The sequence below is a fragment of the Pseudomonas sp. NPDC096925 genome, from assembly GCF_044762545.1.
Lineage (GTDB): Bacteria > Pseudomonadota > Gammaproteobacteria > Pseudomonadales > Pseudomonadaceae > Aquipseudomonas.
The window spans coordinates 1-15,657 of the sequence record NZ_JBIWEM010000019.1 but is presented as its reverse complement, the minus strand read 5'-3'; the positions used below and the strand labels follow the sequence as shown (position 1 = coordinate 15,657).

12 protein-coding genes, 1 tRNA gene and 1 pseudogene are annotated in these 15,657 nt (G+C 58.4%); all 14 read left to right on the top strand.

What is annotated here, in order from left to right; translation table 11 throughout:
• Window positions 1–111: pseudogene (locus ACIQYU_RS26315) on the top strand (elongation factor Tu); the annotation flags it as partial.
• Window positions 112–165: 54 nt separating this feature from the next.
• Window positions 166–241 (top strand) — tRNA-Trp (locus ACIQYU_RS26310).
• 44 nt (window positions 242–285) lie between these two features.
• Complete coding sequence (gene secE / locus ACIQYU_RS26305; RefSeq protein ID WP_003257081.1) at window positions 286–654, top strand: preprotein translocase subunit SecE; 369 nt, start codon at window positions 286–288, stop codon at window positions 652–654.
• Between the two features lie 9 nt (window positions 655–663).
• A complete protein-coding gene (nusG, locus tag ACIQYU_RS26300) occupies window positions 664–1,197 on the top strand; it encodes a transcription termination/antitermination protein NusG (RefSeq protein WP_207832719.1) in 534 nt (177 codons plus the stop codon).
• Between the two features lie 119 nt (window positions 1,198–1,316).
• Window positions 1,317–1,748: a 50S ribosomal protein L11 gene (rplK, locus tag ACIQYU_RS26295; protein WP_003255500.1), complete on the top strand. Its 432-nt coding sequence runs from the start codon at window positions 1,317–1,319 to the stop codon at window positions 1,746–1,748.
• Window positions 1,748–2,443 (top strand): 50S ribosomal protein L1, encoded by a 696-nt coding sequence (gene rplA / locus ACIQYU_RS26290; RefSeq protein WP_013970629.1) that lies wholly within the window; start codon window positions 1,748–1,750, stop codon window positions 2,441–2,443. The genes rplK and rplA overlap by 1 nt, the downstream gene beginning before the upstream one ends.
• Before the next feature lie 197 nt (window positions 2,444–2,640).
• Window positions 2,641–3,141, top strand: a complete 501-nt coding sequence (gene rplJ, locus ACIQYU_RS26285) for a 50S ribosomal protein L10 (protein ID WP_003257082.1) — start codon at window positions 2,641–2,643, stop codon at window positions 3,139–3,141.
• Window positions 3,142–3,219: 78 nt separating this feature from the next.
• Window positions 3,220–3,588, top strand: coding sequence for a 50S ribosomal protein L7/L12 (rplL, locus tag ACIQYU_RS26280; RefSeq protein ID WP_011531883.1), 369 nt, complete (start codon window positions 3,220–3,222; stop codon window positions 3,586–3,588).
• 220 nt (window positions 3,589–3,808) lie between these two features.
• On the top strand, window positions 3,809–7,882 hold the full coding sequence (gene rpoB / locus ACIQYU_RS26275; RefSeq protein ID WP_013970631.1) for a DNA-directed RNA polymerase subunit beta: 4,074 nt from the start codon (window positions 3,809–3,811) through the stop codon (window positions 7,880–7,882).
• A gap of 64 nt (window positions 7,883–7,946) precedes the next feature.
• Window positions 7,947–12,146: a DNA-directed RNA polymerase subunit beta' gene (gene rpoC / locus ACIQYU_RS26270; RefSeq protein ID WP_063911036.1), complete on the top strand. Its 4,200-nt coding sequence runs from the start codon at window positions 7,947–7,949 to the stop codon at window positions 12,144–12,146.
• A gap of 211 nt (window positions 12,147–12,357) precedes the next feature.
• On the top strand, window positions 12,358–12,729 hold the full coding sequence (gene rpsL / locus ACIQYU_RS26265) for a 30S ribosomal protein S12 (protein WP_003255492.1): 372 nt from the start codon (window positions 12,358–12,360) through the stop codon (window positions 12,727–12,729).
• Window positions 12,730–12,835: 106 nt separating this feature from the next.
• Window positions 12,836–13,306 carry a 30S ribosomal protein S7 gene (rpsG, locus tag ACIQYU_RS26260; RefSeq protein ID WP_003246741.1) on the top strand — a complete coding sequence of 157 codons (471 nt, stop codon included), beginning with the start codon at window positions 12,836–12,838 and terminating at the stop codon, window positions 13,304–13,306.
• Between the two features lie 30 nt (window positions 13,307–13,336).
• Window positions 13,337–15,484, top strand: coding sequence for an elongation factor G (gene fusA, locus ACIQYU_RS26255; RefSeq protein ID WP_061551336.1), 2,148 nt, complete (start codon window positions 13,337–13,339; stop codon window positions 15,482–15,484).
• 27 nt (window positions 15,485–15,511) lie between these two features.
• Window positions 15,512–15,657 (top strand): GTP-binding protein (locus ACIQYU_RS26250; RefSeq protein ID WP_232895364.1); only part of this gene is annotated, 146 nt, incomplete at its 3' end.

The window sequence follows — 15,657 nt, the reverse complement described above, 5'->3', positions numbered from 1 at the left end:
ATGACTGTCACCCTGATCAAGACCATCGCAATGGAAGACGGTCTGCGCTTCGCTATCCGTGAAGGCGGTCGTACCGTCGGCGCCGGCGTCGTAGCAAAAATTATTGAATAAGTAGTTGATTTACTTGATCAGGCCGGTATAATGGCCGGCCTGATACAGCGTTACAGGTCAGTAGCTCAATTGGCAGAGCGACGGTCTCCAAAACCGTAGGTTGGGGGTTCGATTCCCTCCTGACCTGCCATTTCACCTCGGTGTGATGGCTTTCTTCTCACAGGATCCTCCTCGATGACTCCCAAAACTGAAGCCCAAGAATCGCGTTTTGATCTGTTCAAGTGGCTGGCTGTAGTGGCTTTGGTGGTTGTCGGCGTAGTGGGTAATCAGTATTACTCCGCCTCCCCGATCCTGTATCGCGTCCTCGCACTTCTCGTCCTGGCTGCTGTCGCGGGCTTTGTAGCTCTGCAGACTGCGAAGGGCAAGTCGTTCTTTGCGCTGGCGAAGGAAGCTCGTACCGAGATTCGTAAAGTCGTGTGGCCGACCCGCCAGGAAACCACCCAGACCACGCTGATTGTCGTGGCTGTCGTGCTGGTTATGGCACTGCTGCTGTGGGGTCTTGATTCCCTGCTCGGCTGGGCGGTCTCCTTGATCGTTGGCTAAAGGTGTCCCGTGGCTAAGCGTTGGTATGTTGTGCATGCTTACTCGGGTTACGAGAAGCATGTAATGCGCTCCCTGATCGAGCGCGTCAAGCTGGCTGGCATGGAAGACGATTTCGGCGAGATCCTGGTCCCGACCGAAGAAGTCGTCGAAATGCGCAACGGCCAGAAGCGCAAGAGTGAGCGTAAATTCTTCCCTGGCTATGTACTGGTCCAGATGGAGATGAACGAAGGGACTTGGCACTTGGTCAAGGACACCCCTCGTGTGATGGGCTTTATTGGCGGTACTGCAGACAAGCCTGCGCCGATCACCGATAAAGAAGCTGAGGCTATCCTGCGTCGCGTTGCTGACGGTAGCGACAAGCCGAAGCCGAAGACGCTGTTCGAGCCGGGTGAAGTGGTTCGAGTCATTGACGGTCCGTTCGCTGACTTCAATGGTAGTGTCGAAGAGGTTAACTACGAAAAGAGTCGCCTGCAGGTGGCGGTACTCATTTTCGGTCGCTCTACTCCGGTGGAGCTCGAGTTCAGCCAGGTCGAAAAGGTCTAGGCGGACAAAGCATCCCATACCCCGCAGCCCAGTGTGCTGCGGGGTTTTGTCGTCACTGGGATAAAACGCAAGTCATCCGGGGAGCCATCAGGCGTTCGTACCCGATATTGGAGTAGCTCATGGCTAAGAAGATTCAGGCTTACATCAAGCTGCAAGTTAAGGCCGGCCAGGCCAACCCAAGCCCACCCGTTGGTCCAGCACTGGGTCAACACGGTGTGAACATCATGGAATTCTGCAAGGCCTTCAACGCCCGTACCCAGGGTCAAGAAGCCGGTCTGCCGACTCCTGTGATCATCACTGTCTACAGCGACCGTAGCTTCACCTTCGAGACCAAGAGCACCCCTGCCTCGGTTCTGCTGAAGAAAGCTGCTGGCCTGACCAGTGGTTCGGCTCGTCCGAACACCGTTAAAGTCGGTACCGTTACCCGTGCTCAGCTGGAAGACATCGCGAAAGCCAAACAGGCTGACCTGACTGCCGCTGACCTGGACGCTGCTGTACGCACCATCGCTGGCTCTGCCCGCAGCATGGGCCTGAACGTGGAGGGTGTGTAATGGCTAAGCTGACCAAACGCCAAAAGGCAATCGCCGAGAAAATCGAAGCAGGCAAGGCCTACAACTTCGAAGAAGCGGCCACTCTGCTGGCTTCGCTGCCGGCTGCCAAGTTCGTAGAGTCCTACGACATCGCCGTTAACCTCGGTGTTGACCCGCGTAAATCCGACCAGGTCGTACGTAGCGCTACTGTGCTGCCACACGGCACTGGCAAGACCGTTCGCGTTGCCGTCTTCACCCAGGGCCCAGCTGCTGAAGCCGCTCTGGCTGCCGGCGCTGACCGCGTAGGTATGGACGATCTGGCTGCCGAAATGAAAGGCGGCGACCTGAACTATGACGTCGTCATCGCATCGCCTGATGCCATGCGTGTCGTAGGTCAGCTGGGTCAGGTTCTGGGTCCTCGCGGCCTGATGCCTAACCCGAAAGTTGGTACCGTGACCCCAGACGTAGCCGGCGCCGTCAAGAACGCCAAGGCTGGTCAGGTTCGCTACCGTACCGACAAGAACGGTATCATCCACACCTCCGTTGGCAAGGTCGGCTTCGAAGCTGGCAAGCTGAAGGAAAACGTTGAAGCCCTGATCGCTGATCTGAAGCGTATCAAGCCAGCTTCCTCGAAAGGTATCTACGTCAAGCGCGTTACCCTGAGCACCACCATGGGCCCAGGTCTGGTCATCGATCAGAGCTCGCTGAACGTGTAAGAACTTGGTGGCGCGACCTGTCGCGCCACCAGCAAAAATTGGGGTCCCTGCCTGGCGGGGGCTATCCAAGACCGTAGGCGGCGCAAGCCTTAAAACACCAGCCCACGCAGATGGTGCTCCCGATTCGTTACCGAATCAGACACCAAAACGACATCCGGCTTCGGCCAGATGAAACGGTAGAAACCAGGAGTAAACCCGTGGCAATTAAACTCGAAGACAAGAAGGCCATCGTCGCTGAAGTCAACGAGGCTGCCAAAGTCGCTCTGTCCGCTGTCGTGGCTGATGCCCGTGGTGTGACTGTAGGCGCAATGACCGGACTCCGTAAAGAGGCCCGCGAAGCTGGCGTTTACGTACGTGTCGTACGTAACACCCTGCTGAAGCGCGCTGTTGAAGGCACCGAATTCTCGATCCTCAACGACGCGTTCAAAGGCCCGACCCTGATTGCTTTCTCCAACGAACACCCGGGCGCTGCTGCTCGTCTGTTCAAAGAGTTCGCCAAGGGTCAGGACAAGTTCGAGATCAAGGCAGCTGCGTTTGACGGCAAGTTCCTTGCCGCTAACCAGATCGACGTGCTGGCAACCCTGCCAACTCGCGACGAGGCTATCGCACAGCTGATGAGCGTGATCCAAGGTGCAACCAGCAAGCTGGCTCGTACCCTGGCAGCTCTGCGCGACCAGAAAGAAGCTGCTGCTGCCTAAGGCGCGCGCACCTCTTTCAAAATCATACGTTTAATTTGATGGCTGCGTAGGCTGTCACCCCAATACAGGATTTAAGTCATGTCTCTGACTAACGAACAAATCATCGAAGCGATCGGCCAGAAAACTGTTCTGGAAATTGTTGAACTGATCAAAGCGATGGAAGAAACCTTCGGCGTTACCGCTGCTGCCGCTGTTGCCGCTGGCCCAGCTGTTGCTGCCGCTGCTGCTGAAGAGCAGACCGAGTTCAACGTCGTTCTGACCGAAGCTGGCGACAAGAAAGTAAACGTGATCAAGGCCGTTCGTGAACTGACCGGTCTGGGCCTGAAAGAAGCCAAAGAGAAAGTCGACGGCGCTCCTCAGGTTATCGCTGAAGGCGTTTCGAAAGAAGCCGCTGAAGACGCGAAGAAGAAGCTGGAAGAAGCTGGCGCTAAAGTCGAGCTGAAGTAATCTCGACCTTGCGACTCCAGTCCGAGCGTTGAGCGAAGGGCTGATGGCTGGTGGCTTATGCCACCGGCCTTTTTCCGTTATTGGTGGCCGGTCAGGCCGGCCCCGATAACAAGCTGCAAGACACCCATGTGGGTGGCGCAAACCAAGGGGTTTGCACGATTTTCTGGCTGCTCCCGCCGGGAGAAGCCAAACAAGCAGGTGACCAAGCTGGGGAACGCTGATGGCTTACTCATACACTGAGAAAAAACGTATCCGCAAGGACTTTAGCAAGTTGCCGGACGTCATGGATGTGCCTTACCTCCTGGCCATCCAGCTGGATTCGTATCGCGAATTCCTGCAAGCGGGAGCATCCAAGGATCAGTTCCGCGACGTCGGCCTGCACGCGGCCTTCAAATCGGTATTTCCGATCATCAGCTACTCCGGCAATGCTGCCCTGGAGTACGTAGGCTATCGCCTGGGCGAACCCGCCTTCGATGTGAAGGAATGTGTCCTGCGTGGCGTGACCTTCGCGGTCCCACTGCGGGTCAAGGTGCGCCTGATCATCTTCGACAAGGAATCGTCGAACAAAGCGATCAAGGACATCAAAGAGCAAGAAGTCTACATGGGTGAAATCCCCCTGATGACTGAGAACGGTACCTTCGTAATCAACGGTACCGAGCGTGTGATCGTTTCCCAGCTGCACCGTTCGCCTGGTGTGTTCTTCGACCACGACCGTGGCAAGACTCACAGCTCCGGCAAGCTGCTGTACTCCGCTCGCATCATCCCTTACCGCGGTTCGTGGCTGGACTTCGAGTTCGACCCGAAGGACTGCGTGTTCGTACGTATCGACCGTCGCCGCAAACTGCCGGCCTCGGTGCTGCTGCGTGCGCTGGGTTACAGCACTGAAGAAGTGCTGAACACCTTCTACACCACCAACGTCTTCCACATTTCCGGCGAGAAACTCAGCCTGGAACTGGTGCCGCAGCGTCTGCGTGGTGAGGTTGCGGTCATGGATATCCATGACGAAACCGGTAAAGTCATCGTCGAGCAGGGCCGCCGTATTACCGCGCGCCACATCAACCAGCTCGAGAAGGCCGGCGTCAAGCAGCTGGACGTTCCTATGGAATACGTCCTGGGCCGCACTACCGCCAAGGCCATCGTGCATCCGGCTACCGGCGAGATCCTGGCCGAATGCAACACCGAGATGACCACCGAACTGCTGATCAAGGTCGCCAAGGCACAGGTCGTCCGTATCGAGACCCTGTACACCAACGACATCGATTGCGGTCCGTTCATCTCCGATACCCTGAAGATCGACACCACCAGCAACCAGCTGGAAGCCCTGGTCGAGATCTACCGCATGATGCGTCCTGGCGAGCCGCCAACCAAGGATGCTGCCGAGACCCTGTTCAACAACCTGTTCTTCAGCGCCGAGCGTTACGACCTGTCCGCCGTTGGCCGCATGAAGTTCAACCGTCGTATCGGTCGTACCGAGATCGAAGGTTCGGGCGTGCTGAGCAAGGAAGATATCGTCGAGGTTCTGAAGACCCTGGTCGACATCCGTAACGGCAAAGGCATCGTCGACGACATCGACCACCTGGGTAACCGTCGCGTACGTTGCGTCGGCGAGATGGCCGAGAACCAGTTCCGCGTTGGCCTGGTGCGTGTCGAGCGCGCGGTCAAGGAACGCCTGTCGATGGCGGAAAGCGAAGGCCTGATGCCGCAAGACCTGATCAACGCCAAGCCGGTTGCGGCGGCGGTGAAAGAGTTCTTCGGCTCCAGCCAGCTGTCCCAGTTCATGGACCAGAACAACCCGCTCTCCGAGATCACCCACAAGCGCCGCGTCTCCGCACTCGGCCCAGGCGGTCTGACCCGTGAGCGTGCCGGCTTCGAAGTCCGTGACGTACACCCGACCCACTACGGCCGTGTGTGCCCGATCGAGACCCCTGAAGGTCCGAACATCGGTCTGATCAACTCCCTGGCAGCCTATGCCCGCACCAACCAGTACGGCTTCCTGGAAAGCCCGTACCGCGTGGTGAAGGAAGGCGTGGTCAGCGACGACATCGTGTTCCTGTCGGCTATTGAAGAAGCGGATCACGTCATCGCCCAGGCTTCGGCCGCGATGAACGAGAAGAAGCAGCTGATCGATGAGCTGGTAGCTGTTCGTCACCTGAACGAATTCACCGTCAAGGCGCCGGAAGACGTCACCCTGATGGACGTTTCGCCGAAGCAGGTTGTTTCCGTCGCTGCGTCGCTGATTCCGTTCCTCGAGCACGACGACGCCAACCGTGCATTGATGGGTTCGAACATGCAGCGTCAGGCTGTACCGACCCTGCGCGCCGACAAGCCGCTGGTAGGTACCGGCATGGAGCGCAACGTTGCCCGTGACTCCGGTGTCTGCGTGGTTGCTCGCCGCGGTGGTGTGATCGACTCGGTCGACGCCAGCCGTATCGTTGTTCGCGTTGCCGACGACGAAGTGGAAACCGGCGAAGCAGGTGTGGATATCTACAACCTGACCAAGTACACCCGTTCGAACCAGAACACCTGCATCAACCAGCGTCCGCTGGTGAGCAAGGGTGACAAGGTTCAGCGTGGCGACATCATGGCCGACGGCCCGTCCACCGACATGGGTGAACTGGCACTGGGTCAGAACATGCGCATCGCGTTCATGGCGTGGAACGGCTTCAACTTCGAAGACTCCATCTGCCTGTCCGAGCGTGTGGTCCAGGAAGACCGCTTCACCACCATCCACATCCAGGAACTGACCTGTGTGGCGCGTGACACCAAGCTTGGCCCAGAGGAAATCACTGCGGACATCCCGAACGTGGGTGAAGCCGCACTGAACAAGCTGGACGAAGCCGGTATCGTCTACGTGGGTGCCGAAGTCGGCGCTGGCGACATCCTGGTCGGCAAGGTAACGCCAAAAGGCGAAACCCAGCTGACTCCGGAAGAAAAACTGCTGCGCGCAATCTTCGGTGAGAAGGCCAGCGACGTTAAGGACACCTCCCTGCGCGTGCCAACCGGCACCAAGGGTACCGTCATCGACGTACAGGTCTTCACCCGTGATGGCGTCGAGCGCGACAGTCGCGCCCTGGCCATCGAGAAGATGCAGCTGGACGAGATCCGCAAGGACCTCAACGAAGAGTTCCGCATCGTCGAAGGTGCAACCTTCGAGCGTCTGCGTTCTGCCCTGAACGGCCAGGTGGTCGACGGTGGCGCGGGCCTGAAGAAAGGCACCGTGATCACTGACGAAGTGCTGGACGGTCTGGAGCACGGCCAGTGGTTCAAACTGCGCATGGCCGAAGATGCACTGAACGAGCAGCTGGAAAAGGCTCAGCAGTACATCGTCGATCGTCGCCGTCTGCTGGACGACAAGTTCGAAGACAAGAAGCGCAAGCTGCAGCAGGGCGATGACCTGGCACCGGGCGTACTGAAGATCGTCAAGGTCTACCTGGCAATCCGCCGTCGCATCCAGCCGGGTGACAAGATGGCCGGTCGTCACGGTAACAAGGGTGTTGTCTCGGTAATCATGCCGGTCGAAGACATGCCGCACGACGCCAACGGTACTCCGGTCGATGTCGTACTGAACCCGCTGGGTGTACCTTCGCGTATGAACGTCGGTCAGATCCTCGAAACCCACCTGGGCCTGGCGGCCAAGGGCTTGGGCGAGAAGATCGACCGCATGATCGAAGAGCAGCGCAAGGCCGCTGAACTGCGCGTGTTCCTGACCGAGGTCTACAACGAGATCGGCGGTCGCCAGGAAAACCTGGACGAGTTCACCGACGAAGAGATCCTGGCCCTGGCCCACAACCTGAAGAAGGGCGTGCCAATGGCTACCCCGGTCTTCGACGGTGCCAAGGAGCGCGAGATCAAGGCCATGCTGAAGCTGGCCGACCTGCCAGAGAGCGGCCAGATGGTGCTGTTCGATGGCCGTACCGGCAACAAGTTCGAGCGTCCTGTGACCGTTGGTTACATGTACATGCTCAAGCTGAACCACTTGGTGGACGACAAGATGCACGCGCGTTCCACTGGTTCCTACAGCCTGGTTACCCAGCAGCCGCTGGGTGGTAAGGCGCAGTTCGGTGGTCAGCGTTTCGGGGAGATGGAAGTGTGGGCGCTGGAAGCATACGGCGCGGCATACACCCTGCAAGAAATGCTCACAGTGAAGTCGGACGACGTGAACGGCCGTACCAAGATGTACAAGAACATCGTGGATGGCGATCACCGTATGGAGCCGGGCATGCCCGAGTCCTTCAACGTGTTGATCAAAGAGATCCGTTCGCTCGGTATCGATATCGATCTGGAAACCGAATAACACGTGACGCGAAGGGGAGTGGGGCAGGTAATGCCCGCTCCCTGCTCCGCCAGGAGGAAAGGCCTTGAAAGACCTACTGAATTTGCTGAAAAACCAGGGTCAAGTCGAAGAGTTCGACGCCATCCGCATCGGTCTGGCGTCGCCTGAAATGATCCGTTCGTGGTCGTTCGGTGAAGTTAAGAAGCCGGAAACCATCAACTACCGTACGTTCAAGCCTGAGCGTGACGGCCTGTTCTGCGCCAAGATCTTTGGCCCAGTCAAGGACTACGAGTGCCTGTGCGGCAAGTACAAGCGCCTCAAGCACCGCGGCGTGATCTGCGAGAAGTGCGGCGTTGAAGTTGCCCTGGCAAAAGTTCGTCGTGAGCGCATGGCGCACATCGAGCTGGCCTCGCCGGTTGCCCACATCTGGTTCCTGAAATCGCTGCCGTCCCGTATCGGCCTGCTGATGGACATGACCCTGCGTGACATCGAGCGCGTGCTCTACTTCGAGAGCTACGTCGTTATCGATCCGGGCATGACCACCCTGGAAAAGGGCCAGCTGCTGAACGACGAGCAGTACTTCGAAGCGCTGGAAGAGTTCGGTGACGACTTCGACGCCCGCATGGGTGCCGAGGCTGTTCGCGAGCTGCTGCATGCTATCGACCTGGAGCACGAGATCGGTCGCCTGCGCGAAGAAATTCCGCAGACCAACTCGGAAACCAAGATCAAGAAGCTGTCCAAGCGCCTGAAGCTGATGGAAGCGTTCCAGGGCTCGGGCAACCTGCCTGAGTGGATGGTCCTGACCGTCCTGCCAGTGCTGCCGCCGGACCTGCGTCCGCTGGTTCCGCTGGATGGTGGCCGCTTCGCGACCTCCGACCTGAACGACCTGTATCGTCGGGTGATCAACCGTAACAACCGTCTGAAGCGCCTGCTGGATCTGTCGGCGCCGGACATCATCGTGCGCAACGAAAAGCGCATGCTGCAGGAAGCGGTCGACGCCCTGCTGGACAACGGCCGTCGCGGTCGCGCCATCACTGGCTCGAACAAGCGTCCGCTGAAGTCCCTGGCCGACATGATCAAAGGTAAGCAAGGTCGCTTCCGTCAGAACCTGCTCGGTAAGCGTGTGGACTACTCCGGCCGTTCGGTAATTACCGTAGGCCCGACCCTGCGTCTGCACCAGTGCGGTCTGCCGAAGAAGATGGCCCTCGAGCTGTTCAAGCCGTTCATTTTCGGCAAGCTGGAAATGCGTGGTCTGGCGACCACCATCAAGGCTGCCAAGAAGATGGTCGAGCGCGAGCTGCCAGAGGTGTGGGACGTGCTCGCCGAGGTGATCCGCGAACACCCCGTGCTGCTCAACCGTGCACCGACCCTGCACCGTCTGGGTATCCAGGCCTTTGAACCGGTTCTGATCGAAGGTAAGGCTATCCAGCTGCACCCGCTGGTCTGTGCCGCGTACAACGCCGACTTCGACGGTGACCAGATGGCCGTTCACGTGCCGCTGACCCTGGAAGCCCAGCTCGAAGCGCGCGCGCTGATGATGTCGACCAACAACATCCTGTCGCCAGCCAACGGTGAGCCAATCATCGTTCCGTCGCAGGACGTGGTACTGGGTCTGTACTACATGACCCGTGAAGCCATCAACGCCAAGGGCGAAGGTCGCGTGTTCGCCGACCTGCAGGAAGTCGACCGCGTATTCCGCGCCGGCGAGGCTGCCCTGCACGCGAAAATCAAGGTTCGTATCAACGAAACCGTGAAAGAGCGTGACGGTTCCGTGGTCAAGAACACCCGCATCGTCGACACCACCGTCGGCCGTGCGCTGCTGTTCCAGGTTGTACCGGCAGGCCTGCCGTACGACGTGGTCAACCAGCCGATGAAGAAGAAGGCGATCTCCAAGCTGATCAACCAGTGCTACCGCGTGGTTGGTCTGAAAGAGACCGTTATCTTCGCTGACCAGCTGATGTACACCGGTTTCGCTTACTCGACCATTTCCGGCGTTTCCATCGGTGTTAACGACTTCGTTATCCCGGACGAGAAAGCCCGCATCATCGGTACCGCTACCGACGAAGTGAAGGAAATCGAGAGTCAGTACGCCTCCGGCCTGGTAACCCAGGGCGAGAAGTACAACAAGGTCATCGACTTGTGGTCGAAGGCGAACGACGAAGTGTCCAAGGCGATGATGGCCAACCTCTCGAAAGAGAAGGTCATCGACCGCGAAGGCAAGGAAGTCGAGCAAGAGTCCTTCAACTCGATGTACATGATGGCTGACTCTGGTGCGCGTGGTTCGGCAGCCCAGATCCGTCAGCTGGCCGGTATGCGTGGCCTGATGGCCAAGCCGGACGGCTCCATCATCGAGACGCCGATCACCGCGAACTTCCGTGAAGGTCTGAGCGTTCTGCAGTACTTCATTTCGACCCACGGTGCTCGTAAGGGTCTGGCGGATACCGCACTGAAGACTGCGAACTCCGGTTACCTGACTCGTCGTCTGGTAGACGTTGCCCAGGATCTGGTGGTTACCGAGATCGACTGCGGCACCGACCAGGGCCTGCTGATGACCCCGCACATCGAAGGCGGCGACGTTGTAGAGCCGCTGGGTGAGCGTGTACTGGGTCGTGTCATCGCCCGTGACGTGTTCAAGCCAGGCACCGAGGACGTCATCGTTCCGGCCGGTACCCTGGTTGACGAGAAGTGGGTCGAGTTCATCGAGCTGAACAGCATCGACGAAGTGGTCGTGCGTTCGCCGATCAACTGCGAAACCCGCTACGGCATCTGCGCCAAGTGCTACGGTCGTGACCTGGCTCGCGGTCACCAGGTGAACATCGGTGAAGCTGTCGGCGTTATCGCTGCCCAGTCGATCGGTGAGCCGGGTACCCAGCTGACCATGCGTACGTTCCACATCGGTGGTGCTGCGAGCCGTACCTCGGCTGCCGACAGCGTCCAGGTGAAGAACGGCGGTATGGTGCGTCTGCACAACCTGAAGCAGGTAGAGCGTGCTGATGGCAACCTTGTTGCCGTATCGCGTTCGGGCGAGTTGGCCATTGCCGACGAGTTCGGTCGTGAGCGTGAGCGCTACAAGCTGCCTTACGGTGCGGTGATTTCGGTCAAGGAAGGTGACAAGGTCGAAGCTGGCGCCATCGTCGCCAAGTGGGACCCGCACACCCACCCGATCGTTACCGAACTGAAAGGTACCGTGACCTTCGTGGGCATGGAAGAAGGCATCACCATCAAGCGTCAGACCGACGAATTGACCGGTTTGACCAACATTGAAGTTCTGGACGTCAAGGATCGCCCTGCCGCTGGTAAGGAAATCCGTCCGGCGATCAAGATGGTCGACGCTTCTGGCAAGGACCTGTACCTGCCAGGTACCGACGTACCTGCCCAGTACTTCCTGCCGGCCAACGCCCTCGTCGGTGTGGCTGACGGTGCCCAGATCGGTGTTGGTGACGTTATCGCGCGTATCCCGCAAGAAACGTCGAAGACCCGTGACATCACCGGTGGTCTGCCGCGCGTTGCCGACCTGTTCGAAGCGCGCCGTCCGAAAGAAGCCTCGATTCTGGCTGAAGTCAGCGGCACCATCGCGTTCGGTAAGGAGACCAAGGGCAAGCGTCGTCTGGTCATCACCCCGACCGACGGTAGCGATCCGTACGAAGAGCTGATTCCGAAGTGGCGCCACCTGAACGTCTTCGAAGGCGAACAGGTAAACCGCGGCGAAGTTATCTCCGACGGCCCGAGCGATCCGCACGACATCCTGCGTCTGCTGGGTGTGAGCGCGCTGGCGAAGTACATCGTCAACGAGATCCAGGACGTTTACCGTCTGCAAGGCGTTAAGATCAACGACAAGCACATCGAGACCATCCTGCGTCAGATGCTGCGCAAGGTCGAGATCTCCGAGTCGGGCGATTCCAGCTTCATCAAGGGCGACCAGATGGAACTGACCCAGGTACTGGTAGAGAACGAGCGTCTCGCCGCCGAGGACAAGTTCGTCTCCAAGTTCACCCGCGTGCTGCTGGGTATCACCAAGGCGTCGCTGTCGACCGAGTCGTTCATCTCCGCGGCTTCCTTCCAGGAAACCACCCGCGTACTGACCGAAGCGGCGGTAACCGGCAAGCGCGACTACCTGCGCGGCCTGAAAGAGAACGTGGTCGTGGGTCGTCTGATCCCGGCCGGTACTGGTCTGGCCTACCACAGCGAGCGCAAGCGTCGCCGTGATGCCGACAAACCGCTGCGTGTGAGCGCCAGTGAGGTGGAAGCCGCACTGACCGAAGCGCTGAATTCCAGCGGTAACTAAGTACAGGGCAGGGCCCCGGCAAGCCCCGAACGGTCATCGATGACATGAAATGTTGCCGATGATCGGACGGGGAGGGCCGGGGCCTCGTCTTGACTGGGTGCAAGATCCTCTTTAGACTTTTGTACCCTTAAATTTGGTGAGGCTCCGTCTCGCCAATTTTTGGCTTTCTTGCAAGACAATAGAGTCGCAAGACAATCAGTGGAGCTAGTAGATGGCAACTATCAACCAGCTGGTACGTCAGCCGCGTAAGCGTTCGGTCGAGAAGTCCGACGTTCCTGCGCTGCAGAACTGCCCGCAGCGTCGTGGCGTGTGCACCCGCGTGTACACCACCACGCCGAAAAAACCTAACTCGGCACTGCGTAAAGTATGCCGTGTGCGTCTGACCAACGGTTTCGAGGTTTCCTCGTACATCGGTGGTGAAGGCCACAACCTGCAAGAGCACAGCGTCGTCCTGATCCGTGGCGGCCGTGTAAAAGACTTGCCAGGTGTTCGTTACCACACCGTTCGCGGCTCTCTGGATACTTCGGGCGTTAAAGGCCGTAACCAGGGTCGTTCGAAGTACGGTACCAAGCGTCCGAAGTAATCGGTCGTTTGCAGACATCCATTTATTTGAGTCGATAAGAGTAAGGTCGGGCAGGGGTCGAAAGACCTGGTCCCGGGCTAACCTGAAGACCGTTTGAGGGCTTATCATGCCAAGACGTCGTGTAGCAGCAAAACGTGAGATCCTTGACGATCCGAAGTACGGATCCCAGATTCTCGCCAAGTTCATGAACCACGTGATGGAAAGCGGCAAGAAGGCTGTAGCCGAGCGCATCGTTTACGGTGCCCTGGATACCGTCAAAGCACGCAAGAACAGCGACCCCCTGGAAATCTTCGAGAAAGCTCTCGACGCCATCGCTCCGCTGGTCGAAGTTAAGTCCCGTCGTGTCGGCGGTGCCACTTACCAGGTTCCGGTTGAAGTTCGTCCATCCCGTCGTAACGCTCTGGCAATGCGCTGGCTCGTAGACTACGCCCGCAAGCGCGGCGAGAAGTCGATGGCTCTGCGCCTGGCCGGCGAGCTGCTGGATGCTGCTGAAGGCAAGGGTGCTGCAGTCAAGAAGCGTGAAGACGTGCACCGTATGGCCGAGGCCAACAAAGCGTTCTCGCACTACCGCTTCTAATTCAAGCATCAATCATTTTGCGAGGGCTTTATGGCTCGTACTACAGCAATTAACCGCTACCGTAACATCGGTATCTGCGCCCACGTTGACGCGGGCAAGACTACCACTACCGAGCGGATCCTGTTCTACACAGGTCTGAGCCACAAGATGGGCGAGGTGCACGACGGCGCCGCGACCACCGACTGGATGGTGCAGGAGCAGGAGCGCGGTATCACCATTACCTCCGCTGCCGTTACCACCTTCTGGAAAGGTTCCCGTGGTCAGTATGACAACTACCGCGTAAACGTCATCGATACCCCCGGCCACGTTGACTTCACCATTGAAGTAGAGCGTTCGCTGCGTGTACTCGACGGCGCGGTCGTTGTGTTCTGCGGTACCTCCGGCGTTGAGCCGCAGTCCGAAACCGTATGGCGTCAGGCCAACAAGTACGGCGTTCCACGTGTTGTTTACGTGAACAAGATGGACCGTGCTGGTGCCAACTTCCTGCGCGTTGTCGGCCAGATCAAGAACCGCCTGGGTCACACCCCGGTTCCGGTCCAGCTGGCTATCGGTGCAGAAGACGACTTCCAGGGTCAGGTTGACCTGATCAAGATGAAAGCCATCTACTGGAACGAAGACGACAAGGGCACCACCTACCGCGAGGAAGAAATTCCTGCGGATATGGTCGACCTGGCTAACGAATGGCGCAACAACATGGTTGAAGCTGCCGCCGAAGCCAACGAAGAGCTGATGAACAAGTACCTTGAAGAAGGTGACCTGTCCGTCGAAGACATCAAGGCCGGTCTGCGCGCGCGTACCCTGGCCAGCGAGATCGTTCCGGCTGTCTGCGGTTCGTCGTTCAAGAACAAGGGCGTTCCCCTGGTTCTCGACGCCGTTATCGACTTCCTGCCTGCTCCGACCGAGATTCCTGCGATCAAGGGTATCCACCCTGATCTGGCCGAAGTGCCGAAGGATGAAATCACCGAAGCGCAGCAGGACGAGCGTCACGCTGACGACGCAGAGCCGTTCTCGGCCCTGGCGTTCAAGATCGCTACCGACCCGTTCGTAGGTACCCTGACCTTCGTTCGCGTTTACTCGGGCGTTCTGACCTCTGGTGACTCGGTCATCAACTCGGTCAAAGGCAAGAAAGAGCGCGTTGGTCGTATGGTGCAGATGCACGCCAACCAGCGTGAAGAGATCAAGGAAGTGCGCGCTGGCGACATCGCGGCCCTGATCGGCATGAAGGACGTTACCACTGGTGAAACCCTGTGCGACGCTGACAAGCCAATCATCCTTGAGCGCATGGACTTCCCGGAGCCAGTGATTTCGCTGTCTGTCGAGCCGAAGACCAAGCAGGACCAGGAAAAGATGGGTATCGCTCTGGGCAAACTGGCTCAGGAAGACCCGTCGTTCCGCGTCAAGACCGACGAAGAGACTGGCCAGACCATCATCTCCGGTATGGGTGAGCTGCACCTGGACATCATCGTTGACCGCATGAAGCGTGAATTCAACGTTGAGGCCAACATCGGCAAGCCGCAGGTTTCGTACCGCGAGAAGATCACCAAGTCCGGTGTCGAGATCGAAGGCAAGTTCGTTCGCCAGTCGGGCGGTCGTGGTCAGTTCGGTCACTGCTGGATCCGTTTCTCGGAGCCAGAGCAGGACGACAAGGGCAACATCACCGAAGGTCTGGTGTTCTCCAACGAAGTCGTTGGTGGTGTAATTCCTAAGGAATACATCCCTGCGATCCAGAAGGGTATCGAAGAGCAGATGAAAAACGGCGTTGTTGCCGGTTATCCTCTGATCGGCCTGAAGGCCGCGGTATTCGATGGTTCGTACCACGACGTCGACTCCAACGAAATGGCGTTCAAGATCGCCGCTTCGATGGCAACCAAGCAACTGGCCCAGAAGGGCGGTGGCGTGGTTCTCGAGCCGATCATGAAGGTCGAAGTTGTAACCCCGGAAGACTACCTGGGTGACGTGATGGGTGACCTGAACCGTCGTCGTGGTCTGGTCCAGGGTATGGATGAGTCGGTCTCTGGCCGTGTCGTCCGCGCTGAAGTTCCGCTCGGAGAGATGTTCGGTTACGCAACCGACGTTCGTTCCATGTCTCAGGGTCGCGCAAGCTACTCCATGGAATTCTCCAAATACGCCGAAGCTCCGTCGAACATCGTCGAAGCACTCGTTAAAAAACAAGGCTAATCCCCTTTAGGCAAGAGGTTCACTGTCGTGGCTAAAGAAAAATTTGATCGTTCCCTTCCCCACGTTAACGTCGGCACCATCGGCCACGTTGACCACGGTAAGACCACTCTGACCGCAGCTCTGACTCGCGTCTGCTCCGAAGTTTTCGGTTCGGCAGTCGTTGAGTTCGACAA

Bases quoted from the DNA above. Each gene is read 5' to 3' on its own strand.
- secE (WP_003257081.1), top strand. From the start codon at position 286: ATGACTCCCAAAACTGAAGCCCAAGAATCGCGTTTTGATCTGTTCAAG.
- rplK (WP_003255500.1), top strand. From the start codon at position 1,317: ATGGCTAAGAAGATTCAGGCTTACATCAAGCTGCAAGTTAAGGCCGGC.
- rplA (WP_013970629.1), top strand. From the start codon at position 1,748: ATGGCTAAGCTGACCAAACGCCAAAAGGCAATCGCCGAGAAAATCGAA.
- rplL (WP_011531883.1), top strand. From the start codon at position 3,220: ATGTCTCTGACTAACGAACAAATCATCGAAGCGATCGGCCAGAAAACT.
- rpoB (WP_013970631.1), top strand. From the start codon at position 3,809: ATGGCTTACTCATACACTGAGAAAAAACGTATCCGCAAGGACTTTAGC.
- rpsL (WP_003255492.1), top strand. From the start codon at position 12,358: ATGGCAACTATCAACCAGCTGGTACGTCAGCCGCGTAAGCGTTCGGTC.
- rpsG (WP_003246741.1), top strand. From the start codon at position 12,836: ATGCCAAGACGTCGTGTAGCAGCAAAACGTGAGATCCTTGACGATCCG.
- fusA (WP_061551336.1), top strand. From the start codon at position 13,337: ATGGCTCGTACTACAGCAATTAACCGCTACCGTAACATCGGTATCTGC.